This window comes from Rhizobacter sp. Root1221 (assembly GCF_001425785.1).
GTDB lineage: Bacteria > Pseudomonadota > Gammaproteobacteria > Burkholderiales > Burkholderiaceae_C > Rhizobacter.
Window position 1 is genome coordinate 179216 of record NZ_LMDI01000023.1, and the last position, 25515, is coordinate 204730.

The window sequence follows — 25515 nt, forward strand, 5'->3', positions numbered from 1 at the left end:
GGTCGGCGCGCGGCATCAGGGCGTGCTGTCACGCACGGCGGTGCCGCCGCGCCGGACTGGCATCACGGGCCGCCACGGCGGAATCGGTATCGGCCACGTCCAGGAACTTGGCCTGCGCCCGGCCACTGCGTTTGGCGGCATAGAGCGCCCTGTCGGCGGCATGCACCAGGTCACTGGCGGAGCAACGCAAGCCGAGGTCGGCCAGGAAACGCGATTCCGACGATGCCGCATCCACCCAGCACGCGCTGTCGGTGTCGTAGCAGGAGATGCCAACGCTCACGGTGACGTGGCCGGCCGACGGCGATGCGCTGTGCCGGATGCCCAGGGCATCGACGGCATCGAGCAGGCGGTGGGCCACGTGTTCGGCCCCGCTTCGCGGCGTCTGGGGCAAGAGCACGGCGAACTCCTCACCGCCGTACCGCGCGACCAGGTCGGCCGGGCGCAGGCAGGCCCCGGCCATGGCCTCCGCCAGCGAACGCAGGCAGGCATCGCCCGCCGGGTGCCCATGGTGGTCGTTGAAAAGCTTGAAGTGGTCGACGTCGATGAACAGCAGCGCAATGGCGTCGCCCTTGCGATGGGCCCGCCGCCATTCGCGTTCCAGCGATTCGTCGAAGCGCCGCCGGTTGGCCACGCCGGTGAGCGCGTCGATCTTGGCGATGCGGCGCAACTCGTCGGACAGGTGCTTGGCACGCAACTGCGTCTTCACCCGGGCCAGCACGAGGGGTGCGCTGACGGGTTTGGCGATGAAGTCCGCCGCCCCCAACTCGAAGCCGGCCACTTCGAATTCCGGCTCGCTGTGGCTGGTCACGAAAATCACCGGCACGTCGGCGAGCGCCGGCACGGCCCTGAGCGCATCGAACAACTGGAAGCCGCTCATGCCGGGCATCTCGGCATCGAGCAGCATCAGGTCCGGCAGGAATTCCTTCGCCACGCCGAGGGCGTCTTCACCGCTGGTGGCAAAACGCAGGTCGCCCACGTCCGCCAGAATGCGTCCCAGCAGCCGGATCGAACCCGGGTCGTCGTCGACCAGCAGAATCTTGTCTTTGGACATGCTCTTGCCCTTCGGGAGGGTGGCCCCTGCAACGGGCCTCGTCATCCGGCCGGGCGACCGCGGTCAGCCCGCCCGGCTGGACATCATTGCGCATGGGGGCGGGTTTCTGCAACACCGGGCTTTCGCTTGATGCGTGGCGAGACGGCTCAACGCAGCGTGAAGTAGAAAGCCGCACCTTCGCCCACGGCCGCCCTGGCCCAGATGCGTCCCGCGTGTTTGCGCACGATCCGCTGGACCGTCGCCAGACCAACCCCGGTCCCGGGGAATTCTTCCGCCGTGTGCAGACGCTGGAACGCGCCGAACAGTTTTCCGGCGTCATTCATGTCGAAGCCGGCACCGTTGTCGCGCACGACATAGACCTGCTCCCCCTCCTCCATGGTGGCTCCGAACGCGATGCATGCGTTCGGTTGCCGGGCCGTGTATTTCCAGGCGTTGCCAAGCAGGTTGTCGAGTGCAATGCGCAGCAAGCCCGGATCGCCCAGGCCCGTCAGTCCTGCCTGGAGCTCAACGCGCACCTGTCGTCCGGGCGTTTGCTGGCGCAGTGTTTCCAGCACCTCGTGCGCCAGTGCGCTCAGATCGACCGACTGGCGCTGCAGTTCGGCGCGTCCGACGCGTGAGAGCATCAGCAAGTCGTCGATCACCTTGTCCATGGCCCGGGTCGCGCGCCGCACACGTTCCAGATGGTCTCGCGCGTCCTCATCCAGCGATGCACCATGGTCGGAGAGCACCAACGCGCTGAATCCGTCGATGCTGCGCAACGGTGAGCGCAAGTCATGGGCGACCGAATGGCTGAACGCCTCGAGTTCCTCGTTCGCACGCGCGAGTTCGGCGTTCAGTTCATTCCGCGAACGAGCCATGGTCAAGTGCGTGCGCACGCGCGCGAGCAGCTCCAGTGTGGTGAACGGCTTGGCGAGGTAGTCGTCGGCACCGTAATCGAGGCCTTCCAGCACCGCCTCTTCGCCAGCGCGCGCGGAAAGAAGGATCACGGGGATGGTGCGTGTCTTCGCGCTTGACCTCAGTTCGCGCAACAGACCGAAGCCATCAAGTTTGGGCATCATGACGTCGCTCAAGATCAGGTCCGGCGGATGCGCGCGCGCACTGGAAAGCGCCATCTCCCCATCGCCGGCCACTTCCACCTCCCACTGGGATCGAAGCAGCCGGCTCAGGTATTCACGCATGTCGGCGTTGTCATCGGCGATCAGGATGCGTCCAGCCTTTGGCGCAGTGGTTCGATTCGCTGGCGGCGCTGGCGTGCGCATCTCCGTGACAGGGGGTGCGTCGCCCTGCGGGAGCCATCGGGAAACCTCAACAGCTTGGGACGTCGCCTCGCCAATTTTCGGTGCGCCGTCCTGTCCGGAGACGACCTGATCGGCGGGCAGATGCCCCGTGCCGCCCGGAATCGTGACCACGAACGAGGTACCGAGTCCCTCGACGCTCGACGCACTCACCGTTCCCCCATGCAATTTGACAAGCTCCTGCACGAGGGCCAGGCCGATCCCGGTGCCTTCGAAACTGCGCCCTCGCGCATTGGGAATCCGGTGGAAGCGCTCGAAGATGCGCGGCAACTCACTCGCGGAAATGCCCGTCCCGGTATCGCGCACGCACAGTCGGGCATGTTCTCCGTGCCAGCTGAGCGAGACCTCGATCTCGCCCTCGAAGGTGAACTTGAACGCATTCGACACCAGGTTCAGGACGATCTTTTCCCACTGCAAGCGATCGACGTGGATGAGCGCCGGAAGCGCCGGGCAATTGATGATCAGCTTCAGCCCCGCCCGTTCAAGGAGCGAATGGAACGCGCTTGCCAGCTCGGTGGTGAGCGTGGAAAGCTCAGTAGGCTCGAACGCAAGCTGCAGGCGGCCCGATTCAATGCGGGTGAAATCGAGCAGACTGTTCACAAGGCGCAGCAGCCTGACGCCGTTCCGGTGAACGACCTCGAGGTCTTCACCCTGCAGGGCCCCGTGGTTCGCAATGGCATCCTCGACGAGCCCGAGGATCAGCGTCAACGGCGTTCTGAATTCATGGCTCACGTTGCTGAAGAAGGTCGTCTTCGCCCTGTCGATCTCTGCCAGCGCTTCGGCGCGCTTCTTCTCCGCGTCGTACGCACGGGCGTTGGCCGTGACACTGATCACCTGATCGGCCGTCGCCTGAAAGAACGCCCGGTACCGATCGTTGAACTCACGGTGCGGACTGATCCCCGCCACGAGAAGCGCGTGAGGCACAGACTGATTGGCACGGATCAGCGGCAGGACGATCGCGCGTTCGGTCCGCTCATTCCAGCGCCCCACTGGCATCGGCCCGAATCGGGAGGTGAGATCGTCGACGATGACATCACGCCCGGTTCGAATCACCTCCGCGAACGGCCAGGACGCCGCGCCGCCATCCTGGATGGCCACGTGGGCTGGTTTGGCGCTGCCGTTGTATCCCTTCCAGCCACCGGCGGACACGAGATGCGCGTTGCGCCCCTCCAGCACGTAGAACAATGCGAAGGGAACGTCCAGTTCGTTGGCTGACAGAACCTCTGCGGTGATCTGGTAGGCCTCGTTCTCGGATTTCGCTTGCGCGGCCCGTGCTGCCAGATCATGCAGCATGCGGATCTGGCGTTCACCCTGAACTTTCGCGGTGGTTTCCTGCACCGTGTTGAGGAGGCCACCGACCTTGCCGTCGTCACCAGGGACGGGGCTGTACGAAAACGTGAAGTACGTTTCCTCGGCCATGGCGCCACTTTGGATGAACAGTTGAAGGTCTTCCGTCCACGTGGCAGGCCCACCCGCCAGGACATCACGGGCCATGGGGCCCGCGACGTCCCAGATCTCGGCCCAGATCTGCGCGGCGGGTGCGGCGAGCGACGCGGGGTGCTTGTCCCTCAAGATGGGGCGGTAGGCGTCGTTGTAGAGGTGCAGCAGGTCGGGCCCCCACCAGAGCAGCATGGGAAACCGGCTGCCCAGCACGACACCGAGCATGGTCCTGAGACTGCGCGGCCAGGTTTCGACCGGCCCCAGCTGGGTGCTGGACCAATCCGTGGCGCGCATGATCTCGCCCATCTCGCCGCCACCGGCAAACAGGTTGGCCAGATCGCTTGAAACGCTGGTTGCCGCAGGCGTCATGGATGCGCGCCCTCTGCCACGCGCACAACAAGCACACCAATCGCGATGACCGCACAGGCGCCGTTGCACGAAGCCATTCGGCCCAGACTGAGGCTAGGGTCCATTTGACACTCCCTGGCACCATTCAGATGCCTGCCAACTGGCCGAGACTTACAGCGCGCTCCGCTGCCTCTTTTCTGTCGGACGCTTCAACAACACAGTTGGCCTGCGCAGCATAGGTCCGATGCGCAAGAGATGTCCATGCCATTTCCCGCTGATCGACCGCGCCAGCAGCCTGATTGCCGGACCGTGCGACGCAAGCTGAACCGGAAGTAGCGCAGCGTGGCCACGCACAACGACAAGGCGCATTGATTCACCGCTTACGGTCATTACATCTCCGCACCATTGATGCCGCGCCGGTTCAATTCCCATGAGTGAACATCGCGCGTCACCGCAAAACGGCTGAGACGAATGAAGCGCTGGGTGAGGAGTCCGTCGACAAGCCACAACAAAAAGATACCCATGAACTTGCGTCAAATCCCCCCACACCTCCCAGCCCGGTTGTCATCGCAGCATCGGCAGCGGTTCGCGCTGATGGCCGCGTTGAGCGGGGCCGTCATCTTGACAGCCTGCGGAGGCAGCGACAGCGCCGCGGTGGAGAACGTCGACGAACAAGGCACTGGCCCGGCCGACGTGGACCTGGCCACGACCACCTGGACGCGCATCGCTGGCGAAGGCCAGTCATTCGCTGTCAGCGGCAAGCAGACGGTTCGCTACGGCGCAGGCTCCAAGTGGATCAAGCTTCAAGTCGATGGAACCGGGAAGTGCACCGCCGCGTTCTTTGGCTCGGACCCGGCACCGGGCGTGGCCAAACAATGCGAAGTGAGGGGGACAAGCGACACGCCAGTTCCGGCTCCGGCTCCGGCTCCGGCTCCAGCTCCAGCTCCAGCTCCAGCTCCAGCTCCAGCTCCAGCTCCAAGTCCTGCACCTGCACCCGCACCCGCGCCCGCGCCCGCGCCCGCGCCCGCCGGTGAAATGCTTTCCCAGACCGGCAACCCGGTCTACAAGGAACTGAATGGCTACACGGAGTGGCTGAGCGGGGCCTCGGATGACGCAGCCAAACTTGCGGCCGACAAGGTGCGGGCCGACAAGATGATCACGTGGCAGATGCCGCATGGCGGCTTCTACAAGAATGCGGTCAAGGTCTACGACACGGCCTGGGACGGCAAGGCCGAACGGTCCGGATGGAAAGGCGCCAGCGGCGTCGAACTCGGCACAATCGACAACGATGCGACGGTGACGGAGCTGTTGTTCCTGTCCGATGTGTATCGTCGATCAGGCGTCGCGGCGTATCGCGATGCCGCGCGCAAGGCGCTCGACTTCCTGTTGACCATGCAGTACTCGTCGGGTGGCTGGCCCCAGGTCTATCCTGCCCGCACAGGAACGATCTACTCGAACTACGTCACCTTCAATGACAACGCCATGATCCGCGTGATGACGCTGCTCGATCATGCGGCGCAACGCAAGGCGCCGTTCGAAGGCGATGTCTTCACGGCCGCACAGCGCGACAAGCTGACCGTGGCCATCGACAAGGGAGTCGACTTCATCCTCAAGGCGCAGATCGTGCAGGCCGGTGTCAAGACCGTGTGGTGCGCCCAGCACGATCCTGTCACCTACGCGCCGCGCGGCGCACGCTCCTTCGAACTGCCCTCCAAGAGCGGCCAGGAATCCGTGCTCGTCGTCGCGTTCCTGATGACGCGCCCTCAGACCCCGGCCATCAAATCCGCGGTCAAGTCCGCCATCGCCTGGTACAAGAACCCTGCGGTGAAGGTCGAAGACACGGCATATGTCAGCCGCCCGTCGGGCAGCACGGACGACAAGTTCAACCAGATCGTCTCGAAAGCCGGCAGCACCATGTGGTACCGCTTCTACGACCTTGACACCGATGTCGGCTTCTTCAGCGGCCGGCTGCCCACCGACAATCCTCCGGGCGCCGGCAAGCGGTACAACCTCATGGACATCGAGCCCGAGCGCCGCTACGGCTACCAGTGGGGTGGCAGTTACGGCGACCGGCTGTTTGCCTACACAGACAAGGTCGGGTACTGAGCGATCGCTTGCACCTGCGAACGTTTCGCTTGTCGTTCAGACAAGCGCGTTCGGCGCCGATGGAGTAAGGCCCAATCAGACCGAACGAATCCGCCCTTCAGCGGATTCGCCATGGCTCGCCCGACCGTCGCCCGGAACGCCGCTATCGCGCACGCTTTTCAAAGCCGCTGTGCAAGTTCCGTGACAAAGTCAACTTTGTGCTGATCGTCAATGACCGCTCCCAGAAGACTGTCACGCCCATCGCGCCTTTCGCACGCCTCGTCGAACTCCACTTGAACGCCGAGCCCTTGGAGCACGGATCTGATCTCGGCGGATGCCTGGCGGCTTTTCTCCAGATCGTTTTCTCCTCCATGCAGCGCAGCGCGAACACGAAGCCCGTCGCGCTGAAGGCGCCGGACATAGTCGCCCAGGCTGCCTGACACGTCGACGTTGTCCGGAAACACATGGAAGACTCGGACCTTGGCGCTGACGGACGAGGCACCGGCACCCATCCGTTCACCACCGACAGCAACAGCGATGCAAGGCCCCATGCCGTCGGTCAGACACACCACATTGGTTTGCGATGTGCCGGTCGAAGCGGGAAAGCTGTTTGGACGGGCGTTGTACGCAACGGCCTTCAGATCGTGGGACGGGCGCAGGACGAACTGCCGACGAGGTGCAAGCTGGCCTGGGTTGAGGTCCTTGATACGCGCTGCAGTAAGTTCTCGAGGGAAGCGCTCCATCCCGGATCTATCCTTGACCGGTCTGTCGCCATGGCTCCGCGCAGCCTGATATTCCTCGTCGGAAAGCTGTCGAAGACCAGGGTCGTTGGTGTCCGGAATGAACCGAAATCGGGTAATCGTTGTCATCGCTTCATTGTGGACGGCACGCTCACACAGTTGGAGGACGGCTGGGAAAGCGAAGATGGAAAGGCGAAGCAGATAGAGGCTCCAGACTCCTAGACCATCTTTCCTCCGTGCAGAACATCGTTCACCCACGCCCTATCGGTCGGCAGGACGAAGCCCTTGGTCTGAAAGCCAACCAGTTTGCCCCTGTCCTCCCACTTCTGCATCTTGCGAGTGAACTCAGCGGGATATTCCCTGGCACTGCAGGCGATGTTGCTCCACGGATCACAAACGTACACGTCCCGATGCCATTCCGTCATGGCTGCAGGCAAGGGATTTGATGCTGGACCGATGATGGCGACAGCGTGAGTCACCGCTTGGTCATCGCCACCGAGCTCGAGAATCTGTGCTTCCAGCCCGCGCTCTTGCAGGTGATGCATCGCCAGAAGCGCCAACTCCTGACACTGATGGGCCTTTCCCTGCATGGCGGCGGTCAGGGGATCGGTTTTCAAGCGGATCCGGTCGACCTCTAACCTGGCCTTCTCCTGCCGGACCACTTCTTCGGGTCCGCCGTCGCCATTCACCTTGTTGCCCGACTTCAAGTTGGGCTTGTAGTAGGTTTCCCGCACCAACTCCAGGACATCGGTCACCGCGGCCCGCGCTTCGGATTGAGCCTGTCGCCGCGCCGACGACAGCATCGCCGTCCGTTGCCTTTGGAACGCTGCCACCTCGGCGTCGGATGTCCCGGATCGATTGCGGCTCAAGTCGCTCAAGCCGCTCAAGTGACTGCTGGCTTGGCTGGCAGTGCGCCCTTGTGCATGGCGATTGCGTGGCGCGGATGAGCCCATCGCGGAACCGGCATCCTGCCCGCGCCTGCTTGAGGTCCCGCTCGATTTCGAGAAGCACACGCCCATGCCGTATCCCCTTACATGTCAGATGGAGCCGTCAGTTTCGCAATGGCGTGCTTCGAGCGAACGGCAAGTACGAAGCGATCACTGCGTGCACGAAATTGATGCTCCTCGAGCCAGTTCGACCACTTGGCGGCAGCGCCTCGGCGCCGGCCTCCGTCAGGTTCACCCGGTGAGTGGTCCGATGCAAGGGCGGCCCTTCCCGGCCATCGACCCAGGCTCTCGATATGGAGGGACACCATCGCGCAGGACATGTCCAGGGTGCGCGATATCGCTGATCAGTCGGCACCGATCGGCCAGGGCCTTCGGGGCCGGTGGGCCTCTCAGCCCATCGCCTGCCTGACAAGCAGCGTGTCCGTGAACTGCTCGAAGGCCACGATCTTTCCGTCCTGCAACTTCCAGACGTGGGCCACTCGGGCCTGCATTTCCTTTCCCGTGGCTCGGTGAGTGCCGTGGTAGGTGCCCACCCCGACGATCTGATCGCCGCCGTCGATGAGGTTTTGCAGTTCGAATCGGTAGCCGATCCAATCCCTTCCCAGAACGGCGAAGACGTTGTCGACAACCTCCCTCGGGCCGACCCACGTGCCCGCACAGGGGAAGCCCGCCATTTCGGTCCAGCGCACCTGTGGCGACACCTGGGCCATCATCTCGTCGATGTTCCCCTGTGCCGACGCCGCGTAGTGGGCACGGACGATGTCGACGTTCGTCGTCATCGCCTCAGCCCCACTTCATCTCGCCCTTGGCAACCTTGGCGCCGATCTGCAGCGCCACGCCCATGCCCGCGCTCGGGTAGCGCTTGGTCATGGCCGCGATCAGGGCGGCACTGTCAGCGGCCTTGGCAAGCTCTTCCTCGAACGCCATGAGGTAGTCGCGCGTGTAGCGGATCGCCGTGGCGTCGGTCGCAGCACCCGGAGCCATGTGGCCGGGGACTACCACGGCCGGCTTGCGTGCAGCCATCGCGTCAAGCGTCTTCACCCAAGCCGCGCGGCCCTCGGCGCCCTGCGTGTCGGCGGTCCACACGTGAACGCCCGAGAACAGCAGCACGCCGCCGAAGATGGCGTTGAGCGAAGGCACCCAGATGTAGCGGCGGTTGGCAAGGCCATCGGCGTCGGTGATCTCGAGGGTCTGGCCGTCCACGGTGAGGGTCCGGCCGTCGAAGGCTTCGGGCATCACGATGTCCGCCAGGGCCTGCGGACCGTTTTCCTTGAGCTGAGGGCCCCAGGTCGCCAGCTTCTTTTCCACGTTGCCCTTGATGGCTGCGATCGTGGCCGACGCAGCGATCACCTTGGCCTCCGGAAACGCCGCCTTGATGGGCGCCAGGCTGAAGTAGTAATCGGGATCGCTCTGGCTGATGTAGACGGTCGTGAGCTTCTTGCCGCTGGCCTTGATGGCCTCGGCCAGCGCCTTGCCATCGGGAAGTGTGAAACCCCCGTCGATCAGGACGGCCTCGCGGGCGCCGGAAATCAGCACCGGGGCACGGAAGAATCCGTTCTCGCCGGCGGGGAAATGCTTGTAGGTCAGTTGGGTATTGGCAGCCATGGCGTTCTTCACTCCGAGGATGGCCGTCGCGACACCCGCGACGGCTACAGTTTGGATCACTTCTCTGCGTGTTGACATGCGTCTTTCCTTCGACACCGTTGAACAAATCTCATGCGGCCTCCAGCTGGCTGGCCAGTGCATGAGGGATGGAATAGGAGTCCGTGAGGTCCAGCATCCAGCGCTTCGCACCTGATTCGGCAATCAAGGTGGGCACGCCACGAGCGCCAAACTCTCGCATCAGCGCCTGAGCCCGGTCCATGCGTGCGCGGTTGGCAGCGACAAGCTCCGCATCGGGATGCGCGACCCTCGCAGCGGCCGCCTTGAGGTCAAGTGCATCCAGAAGACCGGCCAGCGTCGCCGGCGACGTCGTGTCGGCGCCGTCCACGTAGCGCGCGTGCTGCAGGGCCTTGAGCGCTTCCAGCTCCCGGGCCGGATCGCTCAACCGCACGGCGGTGAGCGCCATCGTGGCGGGGCCGCTGTCGAAGCGCGGCCCCCGGTCGCCGAGCACCCGGTGGCGGTACTGCTCGGTGAAACGTTGTCCCGTCAGGCGCTCGATGCGCTGGTCGTTGGCCCAGGCGTAAGCCGCGAAGGCATCGTCCATCGGCCGGGCACCCTCGCCGGAAAACAGGCCGGTGGGCAGCAACTCGAGGCTGACACCGGGAAGGTCGCGCAGTGCGGAGACCGCCGGTGCCGCCCCGTAGCACCAGCCACAGAGGGGGTCGAAGAGGTAGTGCACGGTCTTGTTCATCGGGACGCCTTGTTTGCTTGGTGCCGATGGTAGACAAGGTCGATTGACTCTTAAATACATACGTGATAAACACAATGTATCTTGAAAGCAAACAATCAAGCTGAGACCGGCCTGGGCGCGCTGGGAAACCTGAGGCGCCTGACCTATTTCGTGTCCGTGGTGGAGACGGGATCTTTCACTGCGGCAGCGGAGCGCCTGGGCATCACCAAGGCCGTGGTCAGCCAGCAGGTTGCCCGGCTGGAGCGCGAGTTCCGCACGTCGCTTCTGGTTCGCACCACCCGCAAGGTGCAGCCCACCGAGGTCGGCCAGGCGTTCTACCTGCGTTGCGCCCTGATCCTGCGCGAGGCCGAACACGCCTTCGACGACTTGGCCGAAACATCGTCAGAACCGTCCGGCATGCTGCGGCTCACCGCGCCCTTCGACTATGGCGTGGGCGTTGTCGTGCCGGCGATCGCCGCCTTCACGCAACGCTATCCCGCGTGCAAGGTAGACGCCATCCTGAGCGATCAAACGCTGGACATCATGTCAGGCAACATCGAACTGGCAATCCGGGTCGGCTGGCTGGCAGAGACCAGCCTCCAGGCGCGGAAGATCGGCACCTTCCGGCAATTGCTGGTGGCGTCACCCCGCATGGCGCGGGAGTCTGCGCGGGTCAATCATCCGGAAGACCTGGCCAGCCTGCCCTTCATCGCCAACACGGCCCTGCGCGAGCACCTCCGATGGAGTTTCTCGCTCGATGGCGGCGAACGCCACACCGTGAATGTGCATGCCTCCATCTTTCTCGATGCCACCCTCGCGGTCAGGGAGGCCGTGTTCCAAGGCGCAGGCCTCTCGGTCCTCCCGGACTATGCCGTTGCCGAAGATGTCGCTGCTGGCCGACTCATCCACGTCCTTCCGCAATGGCACCTGCCTTCCGGTGGCATTCACGCCGTGTTCCCTGCGGCGCGCTTCCGCCCGGCGAAAGTACGCGCCTTCGTTGATCTGCTGGCAGACAGGGAACAGCAGCGGCAGGCCGCCACGGATTTGCCTGCTTGATGGGGTCCGAGCCTGCGACGCTCGGGTTGCCGCCGGGGTGCAAGAACGGACCAGAGAGGCACAATGCGCGCACCACTCATACGACCAACATCCATGCTTCGACTCGCCATCGGCATTGTCTTTACGCTAGCCGCCCAGTCAGCACTCGCATGCAGCTGTGTCGCCCCCTATGACCCCGAGAAAGAGGAAGTCGCAGACCTGCTGGCTCGCTCGGAAGAGATCATTCTCGTTGCAGTCCTCGAAACCATGAAGGACCAAGAGGCGGGCATGTCGTACCGAGTGCGCGTGATGGAGTCGCTCAGGTCGCCTTCTGCAGTGAAGGATGAAATTGTCGTCGTGGCGGGCCGCTCGACTTGCGCGCTGTCAATGGTCGTGGGCGAACAGTGGCTCCTTTTCTTGAAGGATCGGAAAGCCCATATGTGCTCCGGAAGCCGCCCAGTCGCACGCGCCAGCCAAGACCGTCCCGAGTACCGGGTTCCGGTGAGGCGCGACGGGGAAGAATTCCTGAACAGCGTGAGGTGGGGGCTGATGCGGGGCCGGCCGACGCAGTAACGCGGACTCAGCGCCCGGAAACGAAAAAGCCCGCTGATGCGGGCTTATAACGCCTTGATTTTCAAGGGTACTTCTGGCGGAGAGGGAGGGATTCGAACCCTCGGTACGTTGCCGTACGCCTGATTTCGAGTCAGGTACAATCGACCACTCTGCCACCTCTCCTGGTGTTGCTTCTGGCGGGTCGGCGCCAAGCCGCAGATTCTAGCCCAGATTTGAGCGCCTGCTCAAGCTTTCAGAACTTCGAGCCCGCCGATGTACGGCCGCAAGGCTTCCGGCACGGTCACCGAACCGTCCGCGTTCTGGTAGTTCTCGAGCACCGCCACCAGCGTGCGCCCCACCGCCAGGCCCGAACCGTTCAGCGTGTGCACGAGTTCGTTTTTCCCCTGGGCATTCTTGAAACGGGCCTGCATGCGCCGCGCCTGGAAACCTTCGGTGTTCGACACCGAGCTGATCTCGCGGTACGTTTTCTGCGCCGGCACCCACACCTCCAGGTCGTGCGTCTTCGTGGACCCGAAACCCATGTCGCCCGTGCACAGCAGCACCACGCGGTACGGCAGGCCGAGCTTCTTCAACACAGCCTCGGCATGGCCCGTCATTTCCTCGAGGGCTTCGTAGCTGCGTTCGGGGTGCACGATCTGCACCATCTCGACCTTGTCGAACTGATGCTGCCGGATCATGCCGCGGGTGTCGCGGCCGGCGCTGCCTGCCTCGGAGCGGAAGCACGGGCTGTGGGCCGTGAGCTTGATGGGCAACGCATCGAGCGGCAGCACCTGCTCGCGCACGCTGTTGGTCAGCGAGATCTCGGACGTGGAGATCAGGTACTGCTCGGCCTGGTTCTCGTCGCCGCCACGGCTCACCCAGAACATGTCTTCCTTGAACTTCGGCAGCTGGCCGGTGCCCTCGAGCACCTCGCGGTTGACGATGTAGGGGGTGTAGCACTCGGTGTAGCCGTGTTCGACGGTCTGCATGTCGAGCATGAACTGCGCGAGCGCACGGTGCAGGCGGGCGATGGGGCCCTTCAGGAACGAGAAGCGCGAGCCCGAGAGCTTGGCGCCCGTGTCGAAGTCGAGGCCGAGCGGTGCGCCCAGGTCCACGTGGTCACGCACCTCGAAGTCAAACACACGTGGCGTGCCCCAGCGGCGCAGCTCGAGGTTGCCCTCTTCGTCGGCGCCCACCGGCACGCTCTCGTGCGGCAGGTTCGGCACGTTCATCAGCAGCGTGGAGAGTTCGCTCTGCAACACGTCGAGGCGGTCGGCCGAGTTCTTCAGCTCGTCGGCCAAGCCATTCACCTCGGCCATCACGGCGGTGGTGTCCTCGCCGCGGCCCTTCATGCCACCGATCTGCTTGGACAGGCTGTTGCGCTTCGCCTGCAGTTCCTCGGTGCGGGTCTGGATGGCCTTGCGCTCGTTCTCGAGGGACTGGAACCGTTCCACGTCGAGGTAGGGCTGGGGCGACTTGCGCTTCTCCAGCGCGGCGACAACGCTGTCGAGGTCTTTGCGCAGCAGGGTGATGTCGAGCATGGTGGGGATGTTCTTCCAGGAAAAATCGGTGAGGATCAGCGCGGCGTGACGCCGGCCATGGCCTTGTCGCCAAGGCCCATCGGCAGCGGGAAATGCACGGTTTCCTCGACGCCGGGCATCTTGCGCACCGACACGGCCCCGAGCGCACGCAGGCGCTCGATGACCTGCGTGACGAGGATCTCCGGGGCAGACGCCCCGGCCGTGAGGCCCACGCGGCGGTGGCCCTCGAACCACTCGGCCTTCAGGTCGTCGGCGTGGTCCACCATGTAGGCATTGGCGCCCAGGCGCTCACCCAGCTCGCGCAAGCGGTTGCTGTTGGAGCTGGTGGGGCTGCCCACGACGATCAGCACGTCGACCTGCGGCGCCAGCACCTTCACCGCGTCCTGGCGGTTCTGGGTGGCGTAGCAGATGTCCTGCTGCTTCGGCTCGCGCACGTTCGGGAAGCGGCGCTTCACGGCGGACAGGATGTCGGCCGCGTCGTCCACCGACAGCGTGGTCTGCGTCACCACGGCGAGCTTGTCGCTCTGGGCCACCTGCACCGTGTCCACGTCGGCCACGTCCTCGACGAGGTAGATGCCCTCGTTGAGCTGCCCCATCGTGCCCTCGACCTCCGGATGGCCCTTGTGGCCGATCATGATGAAGTCGTAGCCTTCCTTGTGCAGCTTCGCCACTTCCACGTGCACCTTGGTGACCAGCGGGCACGTGGCGTCGAACACGCTGAAGCCGCGCCGGGCGGCCTCGCGCCGCACCTCCTGCGACACCCCGTGGGCGCTGAACACGAGGGTGGCCCCGGGGGGCACGTCGTCCAGGTCCTCGATGAAGATGGCGCCCTTGGCCTTCAGGTCGTTGACCACGTACGTGTTGTGCACGATCTCGTGGCGGACGTAGATGGGCGCGCCGAACTTGCGGATGGCGCGCTCGACGATCTCGATGGCCCGGTCGACACCCGCGCAGAATCCGCGCGGTTCGGCCAGCAGCACTTCATCGACGCCGGTGGGAGCAGTCGTGGTCATCACAGTACCCCGATCAGATGCACTTCGAAGGTCACCGGCTTGCCGGCGAGCGGGTGGTTGAAGTCGAACAGCAGCCAATCGCTGCCCACCTCGCGCACCACCCCGGCATACGACGCCTGGCCATCGGGCGTGGGGAACTGCACCACGTCGCCGAGGCCGTATTCGGCATCGGGGTCCCCCAATTCGTGAAGCAATGCCAGTTTCACGCGCTGGAGCATTTCGGGGTTGCGTTCCCCGAATGCCTCGCCCGGCGCCAGCTGGAACGACGTGCGCGTGCCTTCGGCCAAGCCGAGCAGCCGGGCCTCCATCGCAGGGGCGAGTTCCCCCGTACCGAGGGACAGCGTGGCTGGCTTCTCGGCGAAGGTGTTGATGAGGTCGGCGCCGTCAGGCCCCGCCAGGCGGTAGTGCAGGGTCAGGAACGAGCCCTGTTGAACGTGGTTCAAGGAATATCCCGGTTCGATAGACTGAGGGCCAATTTTAGGTGCCCGGACGAAGCCGGTCCCCAAATGCCCTGAATTAGCATTCTCCCGTGCTGAAAGAACTCCCCCCCGACGCCCGCCCGCGCGAGAAATTGCTCGCGCGCGGCCCTGCCGCCCTCGCCGATGCCGAACTGGTTGCGCTGCTGCTTCGCACCGGTGTGCGGGGCACGTCCGTGCTGCAGCTGTCCCAGCGCGTGCTCGACCATTTCTCGGGCCTGCCCGGCCTGCTCCACGCCACGCCGGACGAGCTGAAGCAGGTCAAGGGCCTCGGCCCCGCCAAACGCGCCGAGGTGTGCGCCGTGCTCGAGCTGGCCCGCCGCTCCCTCACCCACCAGCTGGCCGAGCGGCCCGTGTTCGAGAGCCCCGGCCGCGTGAAGGACCATCTGCGCCTGCACCTCGCCCACCTGCCCCACGAGGTGTTCGCCGTGCTGTTCCTCGATGCACAGAACCGTCTCATGTGCCTCGAGGAGATGTTCCGGGGCACCCTCACGCAAACCAGCGTGTACCCGCGCGAGGTGGTGCGCCGCGCGCTCGAACTGCACGCCGCGGCCGTGGTGCTGGCGCACAACCACCCGTCGGGCGTGGCCGAACCGTCCCGGGCCGACGAATACCTCACCACCACGTTGAAGGCGGCCCTGGCCATGGTCGACGTGCGTGTGCTCGACCACCTGGTGGTAGGCCGCGACGACGTGGTGTCATTCGCCGAACGGGGGTTGCTGTGAAGATCACGAGCCTGCAAGACCTGGGCGAGATGCGCGCGGCACTGCACAAGGCCGAACGCGAGGCCGCCGAACGGGCCGCCCGCGACAAGGCCGAACAGGCCCGCCTTGCACGCGAGCGCAACCTGTTCGCCCATTCGGTGGGCAAGGTCAGCACGCTGCCGTCCCACGGCCGGGTGGAAACCCAGCCCACGTCGCCACTGCCCGAGCCCCGCCAGCGCGAACGCGACGAACAGGCGGTGCTGCGCGAAGCCATCTCCGACGAGTTCGACGTCGAATCCCTGCTCGACACCGACGAAGCGCTCTCCTACCGCCGCTCAGACATCGGCGTGAACGTGGTGCGCAAGCTGCGCCGCGGCGGCTGGACCATCCAGGCCCAGATCGACCTGCACGGCCTGCGCCGCGACGACGCCCGCGAGCAGCTCGCCGCCTTCCTGCGCGACGCCGTGCGCCGCGGCCTGCGCTGCGTGCGCGTGGTGCATGGCAAGGGCAACGGTTCGCCTGGCCGCGAGCCCGTGCTCAAGGGCAAGGTGCGCTCGTGGCTCGTGCAGAAGCAGGAGGTGATCGCCTTCGTGCAGGCCCGCGCCTCCGAAGGCGGACACGGCGCCGTGGTCGTGCTGCTCAAACCCACGCAGGGCCATGCCGCGGCGCCGGCCCTTCCCTCTCCCCTCTCTCCCTCCAAACCCCACCGATGAGCTGGCACGGCCACCTGGCACTGAACTACCGTCACGACGGCACACGCACCGTCGTCGCGGACCGGCACACCGGCCCGTTGCGCATCCTGCAGAGCCTGTACCCCGAGGGCGCCGGCATCTGCCACAACGTGCTGGTGCACCCTCCCGCGGGCATCGCCGGCGGCGACGTGCTCGGCATCGATGCCCACGTGCAGGGCGGTGCCCACGCCTTCATCACCACCCCCGGTGCCACGCGCTTCTACCGCAGCACCGGCGAGCAGGCCCTGCAGACAGTGGCCGTGAAGGTAGACGACGGCGCGCGCCTCGAATGGCTGCCGCTCGAAACGCTGTGCTACCCGCGCCTGCAGGCGGAGAACCGCATGTCGTTTTCGCTGGCACCCGACGCCGAGATGATCGGCTGGGACGTGCTGGCCCTCGGCCTGCCCGCCAGCAATGCGCCGTTCGACGCGGGCCGCTTCACGCAGGAAATCCGACTCGGTGATGGGACGCGCGACACCTGGCTCGAACGCGGCACGGTGGATGGCACCGACCAACGCTTGCTCCAATCGCCACTCGGCTGGGCCGGCCGCAGCGTGATGGCCACGATGTGGTTCGCCGCCGGAAGCGCCTTGCCCACCGCCCGCCGCGACACGCTGCTCGCCGACGCCCGCGAGGCCATCGCCAGCCACGCACTCGCTCCCACGGCGGGCGCCACGTCACCGCACACGCAGGTCGTGGTGGTGCGGGCCCTGGCCCACCGCGTCGAACCTGCCATGCAGTTGCTGACATCGGTGTGGACCCGCTGGCGCAAGGGCGCCTGGGACCTCCCGGCCCCGATGCCTCGCATCTGGCGAGTGTGACGAGCGGCGAGCAAGCGAAGCAAGCAACGCCCCGAACCGCGAACGCCAGGAAGGCGAGCGAAGCGACGCCGCAGATCAAGCTACCGCCGAGGCCGGGTCCCCCGGGCGACCGCGGGCGCCCCTCGGGGGCAGGAGCGAAGCGACTGGGGGGCCCAATCAGTCTGAGAAGGAGTACGGGCCGCCGCGTTCCAAGGCGCGCTTGTACGCGGGCCGCGCATGAATGCGCGCCACGAACGCCATCAGCTTCGGCCGCGCCGCATCGAGCCCGGCGCGCTGTTTGGCCGCCTCGAGTGGAAAGCTCATCTGGATGTCGGCGGCGGTGAACTCATTGCCCGCGAACCATTCGCTGCGGTTCAGCTCACCTTCCATGAAATCGAGCTGGCGCGCAAGGTTCGGATCGACGAGGGTGCCAAGCACCTTGTCGGCGATGCCACGCGCGATGGGCCTGATGAAAAACGGCATCCTGGTGCGCTTGATGCGTTCGAACACCAGCTTGAGCAGCAGCGGAGGCATCGCCGAACCTTCCGCAAAGTGCAGCCAGTAGCGGTAGCGCAGGTGGTCGGGTGTGCCCGCGGACGGCACGAAGCGGCCGTTGCCGTAGCGCTCGACCAGGTAGTCGATGATGGCCCCCGATTCGGCCACGGTGGCATCGCCGTCGGTGATCACCGGGGACTTGCCGAGCGGGTGCACCTGGCGCAGCTCCGGTGGCGCGAGCATGGTCTTGCGGTCACGCTGGTAGTGCTTGATCTCGTAGGGCAGGCCGAGTTCTTCGAGCAGCCACAACACACGCTGCGAGCGGGAATCGTTGAGGTGGTGGACGGTGATCATCGCGCGACCGGAAGCAGTGGGATCGGGATTGTCCCCCAGGCCCTTGGGCGGGGTCAGTGCAGGTCTTGTCCGACAAGACACTCAGGCCATGCCGACATACAGCCCGCCGGTCGCCCGACAGGGCGAGAGACAAGTCGATCCTACAGTCGATCTCACCAACCGGACCGATTCCGACACGCGCGGAAGCCGCCCCGATCGACTCGCATTCCATTCCAACCGAGGTGACCTATGAACAAGATGATCAAGCTCCTGCTGCTGGCCTGCGCGCCCGTGCTCCTCGTCGCTGCCTGCGGCGGCGGTAGCGACGACCTCGACGACCGCCTGGACGTCGCCGACCCGAACGTGCGCTTCGTGCACGCCGTGCCGCTCGGCCCCAACCTCTCGCTGTTCCGCAACGACGTGGCCCAGTCGTCCGATGTGACGAACGTGCCGTACAAGGGCGCCTCGAACTACTTCGACGTCTCGGTAGCCGATGCCACGTGGGTCATCAAGACCACGACCGGCAACGTCACCGCGGGCACCGCCACGTTTGCGGCCACGCGCGGGAACAAGTACACGCTGGTCGCCATCCCGGGCGCCAACTCGACCACCGAGCTGATCAACATCCGGGACCCGTACAACAAGAGCCTCACGACCGACAAGGGCCGCATCCGCGTGCTCAACGCCGCGTTCGACCAGGCCGACATCGACGTCTACCTGACCGAACCGAACGCCGACCTCGCCACGCAGACGCCGGCCTTCCCGTCCGTCGACTTCCGTGCGTCGAGCCCGGAAACCGGCAACGACTCGATCGAAGTGACCGCAGGCAACCATGTCTACTGGCTCGTGATCACGGCCGCGGGTTCGAAGACGCCGGTGTTCCGCGCCCCGGTCACCGTGGCTGACAACGCCGACTGGCTGGTCACCGTGCTGCCCGACACCGTGCTGGTGGTGGCGGCCGATTCGTCGACGCCCGCCACGGAGCTGGGCAACGCGCTCTGATTCCATTTCCGTTCCTCTCGAACAGGGCCCGCTTCGTGCGGGCCCTTTTTCTTTTCGTGTTCGGTGGCATGAACGCACGGTGAACAGGGGTTCGTGCTCAAGGGGCCGCGCCACCTGCCGAAACCCGGGAACGCGCGGCCGATCGTCGTGTCCGTGCGCGCCACTCCATCGAACAGGACGCTCCATGAACCTCACCCGATACGGCGCCGCCGGCTTCGCCACCGCCCTCCTCCTGACAGGCTGCGGCAGCGACTCTCCCGACAGCAGCGGCACCAGCGCCCCGTCGACCGCGCTGTCCGGCACCGTCGCCGTGGGCGCACCCATCACCGATGGCACGCTGCGGGTGCTGGACGCCACCGGCACGGTGGTCGCCAGCGGCATCGCCGTGCATGAAAACGGCACCTACACGATTCCCGAATTGACCGGGGCGGCCCCGTTCCGCATCGAGGCCTGCGGATACGCCGGCGCCAACTACCTGTGCATCTACTCCGTGACACAGGGCCCGGGCACGGCCAACGTCACCCCGCTGACAACGGCCACCGTGCTGCTGGCCTCCGGCCAGGCACCCGCCGACCTGATGGACGGCAGCAACACGGCCCTGTCCGCCACTGCGGTGAATGGCGCCCAGGTCACGCTGCGCAACGGCCTGGCCAGCGTGCTGGCCGCGGGCAATGTGCCGGCCTCGTTCGACTTCGTGGGCGGCACGCTCGACGCCGGTTCGCGTACCGGCTATGACAAGGTGCTGGACGCCATCGGTGTCAACACTGGCGTGGACCAGAGCAAACCCTTCGTGCAGATCACCCCGCGCCTCGGCACCGGCAACCTCTACCTCGAGCAGGGTGTCCAGGTGGGCACGCTCACGGCCGCCGCAGGCGCCGGCAGCCTGTCGCTCGGCGGCCTGGAAACGCTGTTCCGCAACATGAGCGCCGCGTTCGCGAGTTCAGCGGCGTGCAGCAACGCCACCACGGGTATCGAGGCAAGCCTCGCCTCTACGGCCCGAATCAGCAGCGAGGACGGCGAAAGCCTGTCCGGCCCAGCCGACGTGGCCACCGGCCTGTGCACGATGTTTGCCGAGCAGGAGATGTTCGGCTCGAAGCTGCTGAGCCCCACGCTCGGCCGCTGCGACCTGACCGGCGCGAACCCGGTGTGCCGCGTGAGTTTCGTGATCCAGGGCCTCGACGGCGGCGTCCAGCCGGTGGGCCAGGGCATGGGCGTGACCCAGGAGGCCGGTGCGTGGAAGTTCGTCGGCGACCTCGACGGCATCGGCGTGCACGCGTCCGCGAAGGCACAGCGCGACGTGCGCCTCGACGGTGACACGCCGGTATACAGCTACTCGCGTGCGATCGCATTCGACATCCCGGCCGTCACCGGCGTGGCCTGTGCCAGGATCACCCAGCGCGATCACGATGGCCACGACGTGACCATTGCCTACTACAAGCGGTTCGCCACCGGCACCGTGCGCCGCCTGTCGCTGTGGCAGGAAAACGGCTACAGCAACACGCGCAGCCTCGATCCGAACGTGGGCGCGCTGCGCAGCGCCGACGACACGTGGGTCGCGCTGCCCGAGGGCACCTTCGGCGACGACGTGGTCCGCAACTTCTTCCGCGGTGGCCGCAGCGTGACAGTGACCACCTACAGCGATGCCAGCTGCGACACGCCCTTTGCCGCGGGCGGCCTGCCCAACGCGTCGTTCGAGGTCGAGGTGGAAGGGGTGCCCCCGCTGTGGGCGGCCATGCAGAACATGCCGTGGCCCGAGCTCACCCCGGCCGCCCGCCTGAACCTGCTCGCGTTCTCGCTTGCAGCCAATGCCGAGGCCGATTTCACGGCGGCCTGGACGTTCCCGCGCGGCCCGCTGGGCCTCAACGGATCGACGTTCTGCACCGACCGCGCCCGCTGCGGCCAGGACGACATCGGCCGCATCGGCGAGGGCCGCGTGTCCGCCGCCGCCACGTCGGCCACCGTGCACCTTCGCAATGGCAGCACGGCACTTGCCGCGGGCGACTACAAGATGCTCGCGCTGTACGGCCGCACGGCCGACGGGGTGGACTTGCAGGCGAACGCGATCGTGTGTGCGCCCGGAACAGTGGAGTGCCACTGAAGGAGCCGTCACACCGGTGCACGCCGGGGCCCACTGCGTGCTGGTGCGTCACGCTCGAGGGTGGGTCCCGATTTTCGTCGGGATGACATGGATCGCCCTCAGATCGACATCCTCTGCCGAACCCCCTCGGCCTCCATGTCGCTCCCCCGCCCGCGCTGGATGACCTCGCCGCGTTCCATCACGAGGTACTGGTCCGCCAGCTCGGCCGCGAAGTCGTAGAACTGCTCGACCAGCACGATGGCCATCGTGCCGCGGTCGGCCAGCATGCGGATCACGCGGCCGATGTCCTTGATGATGCTGGGCTGGATGCCCTCGGTGGGTTCGTCGAGGATCAGGAGCTTCGGCCCGGCCGCCAGCGCCCGCGCGATGGCCAGCTGCTGTTGCTGCCCGCCCGACAGGTCACCGCCGCGGCGGTGCAGCATCTGCTTCAACACCGGGAACAGCTCGAACAATTCCGCCGGGACGGGCGTGCTGCCGGGCTTGTAGGCGAGTCCCATGCGCAGGTTCTCCTCCACCGTGAGGCGGCCGAAGATCTCGCGCCCCTGCGGCACGTAACCCACGCCCTTGCGCACGCGTTCATACGGCGTGTCGTTCGTGATCGGGTGCCCATCGAGCTGGATGGTGCCCGTCTTGACCGGCACCACGCCCATCAGGCTCTTGAGCAGCGTGGTCTTGCCCACGCCGTTGCGCCCCAGCACCACCGTCACCTCGCCGAGCCGCGCCTCGAACCCCACGTTGCGCAGGATGTGCGAGCCGCCGTAGTACTGGTTGACCCCTTCGACCTTCAGCATGTCCGTAGTCCTTGTTCAGCGGCCGAGGTAGACCTCGACGACCTTCTCGTTGGCCTGCACGTCGGCGAGCAGCCCTTCGGCCAGCACACTGCCTTCGTGCAGCACGGTGACCTTCTTGCCGTTCTTGCCACCCTGCGTCAGTTCGCCGATGAACTTCATGTCGTGCTCCACGACCACCAGCGAGTGGTTGCCCTCGAGCGACAGGAACAGCTCGGCCGTGCGTTCGGTCTCCTCGTCGGTCATGCCCGCCACCGGCTCGTCGAGCAGCAGCAGCTTCGGGTCCTGCATCAGCAGCATGCCGATCTCGAGCCACTGCTTCTGGCCGTGCGACAGCAGGCCCGCCACGCGCTGGGCACCGGACTTCAGGTGGATGAGCGTGAGGATCTCGCCGATGCGGTCGAGCTGCTCGCCGTTCAGGCGGAAGAACATGGACGAGCGCACCCCACGGTCGGCCTTCAGCGCCAGCTCCAGGTTCTCGAACACGGTGAGGTGCTCGAACACCGTGGGCTTCTGGAACTTGCGGCCGATGCCGATGGAGGCGATCTCGTTCTCGCGCAGGCGCAGCAGGTCGATCGTGGACCCGAAGTGGGCTTTGCCTGCGTCGGGCCGCGTCTTGCCGGTGATCACGTCCATCATCGTCGTCTTGCCGGCACCGTTCGGTCCGATGATGCAGCGCAGCTCGCCCGCGCTGATGCTCAGGCTCAGCGCGTTCAGCGCCTTGAAGCCGTCGAAGCTCACGGTGATGTCGTCGAGGTACAGGATGGCACCGTGGGACACGTCCAGCACCCCGGGCTGCACCACGCGGCCGTAGCTCGCCCCGCGGCCGCCGCTTTCCGTGGCGGCCGATCGCTTCTCTTCCAGGTGGCGCAGCGCCTCGACACCGGCTTCCATCAGGTCGGGTGTCATGCCTTCGTCTCCTCGGCCTTGCCGTTGCGGGTGAACTTGCGGGCCAGGCCCACGATGCCGTTGGGGAGGAACAGCGTCACGGCGATGAACAGCCCGCCGAGGAAGTAGAGCCAGAACTCGGGGAAGGCCTGCGTGAACCAGCTCTTCGCGCCGTTCACGAAAAACGCGCCGACGATCGGGCCCACGAGCGTGCCCCGCCCGCCCACCGCCGCCCAGATGGCGATCTCGATGCTGGCCGACGGCGCCATCTCGCCCGGGTTGATGATGCCCACCTGCGGCACGTACAGCGCGCCGGCGATGCCACACATCACGGCCGAGATCACCCAGATCGACAGCTTGTAGCGCAGCGGGTCATAGCCGGTGAACATCACGCGGCTCTCCGCGTCGCGGATGGCTTGCAGCACGCGCCCGTACTTGCTGCCCACGAGCCAGCGGGCCAGCAGGAAAAAGCCGATCAGCGTGAGGCCCGTCAACACGAAGAGCGTCATGCGCATGCTGGGCGTGGCGATCGGCGTGCCCAGGATGCGCTTGAAGTCGGTGAAACCGTTGTTGCCGCCGAACCCCGTCTCGTTGCGGAAGAACAGCAGCATCGCCGCGTACGTCATCGCCTGCGTGATGATCGAGAAGTACACACCCTTGATGCGCGAGCGGAACGCGAAAAAGCCGAACACGAAGGCCAGCAGGCCCGGCACCAGCACCACGAGCAGCAGCGTTGCCACGAAACTGTCGCTCACGGACCAGTGCCACGGCAGCGTCTTCCAGTCGAGGAACACCATGAAGTCGGGCAGGTCGCTCTGGTAGTTGCCGTCGCGGCCGATCTGCCGCATCAGATACATGCCCATCGCGTAGCCGCCGAGCGCGAAGAACACGCCGTGGCCCAGGGACAGGATGCCGGTGTAGCCCCAGATCAGGTCCATCGCCAGCGCGCAGATCGCGTAGCACATGATCTTGCCGGTGAGCTGCACCGCGTAGTCGCTCAGGTGGAACACGCTGTCGGCCGGCACGGCCATGTTCAGCAGCGGCACCAGCACCAGCACGGCCAGCAGCGCGGCGAACACCCCGGTCCAGGCCCTGGGTGTCAGCAGGCGGGTGGTCGGCCCGAAGGCCGGCATCGAGGGGGTGGAGAGGACGGCGCTCATGCCAAGGCTTTCCGGGTGGGGTCGATCGGGGTCATGCTTCGGCGCTCCGGCCCTTCATCGCGAAGATGCCCTGCGGCCGCTTCTGGATGAAGATGACGATGAAAACGAGCACCATGATCTTGGCGAGCACGGCGCCCTGCCAGCCTTCGAGCAGCTTGTTCAGCACGCCGAGGCCCATCGCGGCGTACACGGTGCCGGCCAGCTGGCCCACACCCCCGAGCACCACCACCATGAACGAATCGACGATGTAGCCCTGGCCCAGGTCCGGGCCCACGTTGCCCACCTGGGACAGCGCGCAGCCGGCCAGCCCGGCGATGCCCGAGCCCAGCGCGAACGCATACGTGTCGATGCGGGCGGTGTTCACCCCCACGCACGAGGCCATCTTGCGGTTCTGCGTGACACCGCGCACAAAGAGGCCGAGCCGCGTGCGCGCGATCAGCAGCGACACCCCGGCCAGCACGATGCCGGCGAAGATCACGATGGCGATGCGGTTGTACGGCAGCGTCAGGTTGCTGAGCACCTGCACACCGCCGGACAGCCAGGCCGGGTTCTCGACCGACACGTTCTGCGCACCGAAGAGCGAACGCACCCCCTGCATCAGCACGAGGCTGATGCCCCAGGTGGCCAGCAGCGTTTCGAGCGGGCGGCCGTAGAGCCAGCGGATCACGCTGCGTTCGAGCACCGCACCCACGCCGGCCGCGGCCAGGAACGACACCGGGATGGCCACGAGCACGTAGGCGTCGAACAGGCCCGGCAGGTAGGCGCGGAACAGGTTCTGGACGAGGTAGGTGGCGTACGCCCCGATCATCATCAGTTCGCCGTGGGCCATGTTGATGACCCCCATCAGGCCGTAGGTGATGGCCAGGCCCAGCGCCACCAGCAGCAGGATGCTGCCCAGGCTCACGCCGGTGAACATCACCCCCAGCCGTTCGCCCCAGGCAAGGCGGCTGTCGATGGCCTTCAACGCGATCTCCAGCTGGCTGCGCACGGCCACGTCGTCCTCGCCACCTTCGGCCGCGGGCTTGAGCCGATCGGCGATCAAGGTCTTCGTGGCGGGGGTGAGGCTCGTGGCCAGCGTCTTGGCGGCATCCAGCCGGCGTGCCACGTCGGGCGACGACACCATCACCGCGGCGCGGATCTGGTTCAGCTGGGCCTTGAGCTCCTCGTCAGTTTCGGTGGCGAGGGCCTTCTCGATGAGGGGCAGGCGGGAGTCATCGGCCTCTTCCTTCAATGAACGGGCCGCGGCGCGGCGCTCGGCCACGTCCTTGGAAAAGAGTTTCAGCGCGGCCAGCGCGCCATCGAGCTCGCGGCGCATCTGGTTGCTGTTGATGACGTCCTCGGCACCGTCGGGCAACGGCACCGGGCTGCCGGTGGCGGCGTCCGTCGCCTGCTCACCCTTCATCACGAACACCTTGTCGCCGGCCACCTTCACGGTGTCGTCGAGCATCGCCTGCACGAACGTGGCCAGGCCCTCGTCGCCGCGTTCGAGCGACTTCGCGAGCGCGGCGATGCGCTCGTCGTTTTCACCGGCGGCCAGGCCGCGGGCTTGTTCGGGCGTCAGCGCGTGGCTTGCCAGCGCGCCGAACGACAACGCCAGCAGCAGGGCCGCGCGGGCGGCAACACGGGGCAGCATCGACAGAAAATCCATGGGAGTTCCAACC

At 66.0% G+C, this 25515-nt stretch carries 23 protein-coding genes and 1 tRNA gene; 8 read left to right on the forward strand and 16 right to left on the reverse strand.

Translation table 11 applies throughout. The annotated features are described in order from the left end of the window. Positions 1 to 28: 28 nt before the first annotated feature. Both ASC87_RS17280 and ASC87_RS17285 read right to left on the reverse strand, forming a co-directional pair. On the reverse strand, positions 29 to 1051 hold the full coding sequence (locus ASC87_RS17280) for a diguanylate cyclase domain-containing protein (protein WP_056664631.1): 1023 nt from the start codon (positions 1049 to 1051) through the stop codon (positions 29 to 31). A gap of 146 nt (positions 1052 to 1197) precedes the next feature. Further along, positions 1198 to 4155 (reverse strand): ATP-binding protein, encoded by a 2958-nt coding sequence (locus tag ASC87_RS17285; protein ID WP_056664634.1) that lies wholly within the window; start codon positions 4153 to 4155, stop codon positions 1198 to 1200. A gap of 450 nt (positions 4156 to 4605) precedes the next feature. Here ASC87_RS17285 and pelA point away from each other — a divergent pair, with 450 nt between their 5' ends. Then, positions 4606 to 6240 carry a pectate lyase gene (pelA, locus tag ASC87_RS17290; RefSeq protein ID WP_235582196.1) on the forward strand — a complete coding sequence of 545 codons (1635 nt, stop codon included), beginning with the start codon at positions 4606 to 4608 and terminating at the stop codon, positions 6238 to 6240. A gap of 158 nt (positions 6241 to 6398) precedes the next feature. Here pelA and xopAF read toward each other — a convergent pair whose 3' ends face one another. From xopAF to ASC87_RS17315, 5 genes are all read right to left on the reverse strand, one after another. Further along, positions 6399 to 7088: a XopAF/AvrXv3 family type III secretion system effector gene (gene xopAF / locus ASC87_RS31940; RefSeq protein WP_157604096.1), complete on the reverse strand. Its 690-nt coding sequence runs from the start codon at positions 7086 to 7088 to the stop codon at positions 6399 to 6401. A gap of 89 nt (positions 7089 to 7177) precedes the next feature. After that, positions 7178 to 7837 carry a hypothetical protein gene (locus tag ASC87_RS17300; protein ID WP_200954398.1) on the reverse strand — a complete coding sequence of 220 codons (660 nt, stop codon included), beginning with the start codon at positions 7835 to 7837 and terminating at the stop codon, positions 7178 to 7180. Between the two features lie 458 nt (positions 7838 to 8295). Continuing rightward, positions 8296 to 8685 (reverse strand): nuclear transport factor 2 family protein, encoded by a 390-nt coding sequence (locus ASC87_RS17305; RefSeq protein ID WP_056664645.1) that lies wholly within the window; start codon positions 8683 to 8685, stop codon positions 8296 to 8298. A gap of 4 nt (positions 8686 to 8689) precedes the next feature. Further along, positions 8690 to 9589, reverse strand: coding sequence for an MBL fold metallo-hydrolase (locus ASC87_RS17310; RefSeq protein ID WP_056664648.1), 900 nt, complete (start codon positions 9587 to 9589; stop codon positions 8690 to 8692). 31 nt (positions 9590 to 9620) lie between these two features. Then, positions 9621 to 10259 (reverse strand): DsbA family protein, encoded by a 639-nt coding sequence (locus tag ASC87_RS17315; RefSeq protein ID WP_056664651.1) that lies wholly within the window; start codon positions 10257 to 10259, stop codon positions 9621 to 9623. A gap of 78 nt (positions 10260 to 10337) precedes the next feature. On the opposite strand from ASC87_RS17315, the gene ASC87_RS17320 reads away from it, so the two are divergent. Further along, positions 10338 to 11294: a LysR family transcriptional regulator gene (locus tag ASC87_RS17320; RefSeq protein ID WP_056664654.1), complete on the forward strand. Its 957-nt coding sequence runs from the start codon at positions 10338 to 10340 to the stop codon at positions 11292 to 11294. A 93-nt stretch (positions 11295 to 11387) separates the two neighbouring features. Next, a complete protein-coding gene (locus ASC87_RS17325; protein ID WP_056664657.1) occupies positions 11388 to 11846 on the forward strand; it encodes a hypothetical protein in 459 nt (152 codons plus the stop codon). 74 nt (positions 11847 to 11920) lie between these two features. On the opposite strand, the gene ASC87_RS17330 is transcribed toward ASC87_RS17325, so the two are convergent. The 4 genes from ASC87_RS17330 to ASC87_RS17345 all read right to left on the reverse strand — a co-directional run bounded on the left by ASC87_RS17330 (position 11921) and on the right by ASC87_RS17345 (position 14822). After that, positions 11921 to 12008 (reverse strand) — tRNA-Ser (locus ASC87_RS17330). Between the two features lie 62 nt (positions 12009 to 12070). Next, positions 12071 to 13366 (reverse strand): serine--tRNA ligase, encoded by a 1296-nt coding sequence (serS, locus tag ASC87_RS17335; RefSeq protein ID WP_056664660.1) that lies wholly within the window; start codon positions 13364 to 13366, stop codon positions 12071 to 12073. A gap of 35 nt (positions 13367 to 13401) precedes the next feature. Next, a complete protein-coding gene (gene ispH, locus ASC87_RS17340; RefSeq protein WP_056664663.1) occupies positions 13402 to 14379 on the reverse strand; it encodes a 4-hydroxy-3-methylbut-2-enyl diphosphate reductase in 978 nt (325 codons plus the stop codon). Beyond that, the gene (locus ASC87_RS17345; protein WP_157604097.1) at positions 14379 to 14822 is read right to left on the reverse strand and encodes a peptidylprolyl isomerase; all 444 of its coding nucleotides are present in this window, start codon (positions 14820 to 14822) and stop codon (positions 14379 to 14381) included. Before ASC87_RS17345 ends, ispH begins: the two co-directional genes overlap by 1 nt. Before the next feature lie 89 nt (positions 14823 to 14911). On the opposite strand from ASC87_RS17345, the gene radC reads away from it, so the two are divergent. From radC to ASC87_RS17360, 3 genes are read left to right on the forward strand one after another with little or no spacing between them, the layout of a single operon-like run. Further along, entirely contained in the window at positions 14912 to 15580 is a 669-nt protein-coding gene (gene radC, locus ASC87_RS17350) for a DNA repair protein RadC (protein ID WP_056665093.1), read from the forward strand. Continuing rightward, on the forward strand, positions 15577 to 16272 hold the full coding sequence (locus ASC87_RS17355) for a Smr/MutS family protein (protein ID WP_056664666.1): 696 nt from the start codon (positions 15577 to 15579) through the stop codon (positions 16270 to 16272). Before radC ends, ASC87_RS17355 begins: the two co-directional genes overlap by 4 nt. Continuing rightward, entirely contained in the window at positions 16269 to 17111 is an 843-nt protein-coding gene (locus ASC87_RS17360) for an urease accessory protein UreD (RefSeq protein WP_056664669.1), read from the forward strand. The genes ASC87_RS17355 and ASC87_RS17360 overlap by 4 nt, the downstream gene beginning before the upstream one ends. A gap of 156 nt (positions 17112 to 17267) precedes the next feature. Here ASC87_RS17360 and ASC87_RS17365 read toward each other — a convergent pair whose 3' ends face one another. After that, complete coding sequence (locus ASC87_RS17365) at positions 17268 to 17939, reverse strand: glutathione S-transferase family protein (protein ID WP_056664672.1); 672 nt, start codon at positions 17937 to 17939, stop codon at positions 17268 to 17270. Between the two features lie 228 nt (positions 17940 to 18167). Here ASC87_RS17365 and ASC87_RS17370 point away from each other — a divergent pair, with 228 nt between their 5' ends. Together ASC87_RS17370 and ASC87_RS17375 are read left to right on the forward strand one after the other, a co-directional pair. Next, positions 18168 to 18920, forward strand: a complete 753-nt coding sequence (locus tag ASC87_RS17370) for a DUF4397 domain-containing protein (protein WP_056664674.1) — start codon at positions 18168 to 18170, stop codon at positions 18918 to 18920. 184 nt (positions 18921 to 19104) lie between these two features. Next, positions 19105 to 21018 carry a hypothetical protein gene (locus ASC87_RS17375; RefSeq protein ID WP_056664677.1) on the forward strand — a complete coding sequence of 638 codons (1914 nt, stop codon included), beginning with the start codon at positions 19105 to 19107 and terminating at the stop codon, positions 21016 to 21018. 98 nt (positions 21019 to 21116) lie between these two features. Here the strand turns inward: ASC87_RS17375 and urtE are convergent, their stop codons facing one another. The 4 genes from urtE to urtB are packed head-to-tail and all read right to left on the reverse strand — an operon-like array spanning position 21117 to position 25487. Then, on the reverse strand, positions 21117 to 21809 hold the full coding sequence (gene urtE, locus ASC87_RS17380; protein WP_056664680.1) for an urea ABC transporter ATP-binding subunit UrtE: 693 nt from the start codon (positions 21807 to 21809) through the stop codon (positions 21117 to 21119). 15 nt (positions 21810 to 21824) lie between these two features. Next, complete coding sequence (gene urtD / locus ASC87_RS17385) at positions 21825 to 22715, reverse strand: urea ABC transporter ATP-binding protein UrtD (protein WP_056664683.1); 891 nt, start codon at positions 22713 to 22715, stop codon at positions 21825 to 21827. Beyond that, positions 22712 to 23854, reverse strand: a complete 1143-nt coding sequence (urtC, locus tag ASC87_RS17390) for an urea ABC transporter permease subunit UrtC (RefSeq protein WP_056664686.1) — start codon at positions 23852 to 23854, stop codon at positions 22712 to 22714. Before urtC ends, urtD begins: the two co-directional genes overlap by 4 nt. 31 nt (positions 23855 to 23885) lie before the next feature. After that, the gene (urtB, locus tag ASC87_RS17395) at positions 23886 to 25487 is read right to left on the reverse strand and encodes an urea ABC transporter permease subunit UrtB (protein ID WP_056664689.1); all 1602 of its coding nucleotides are present in this window, start codon (positions 25485 to 25487) and stop codon (positions 23886 to 23888) included. Positions 25488 to 25515: the final 28 nt, after the last annotated feature.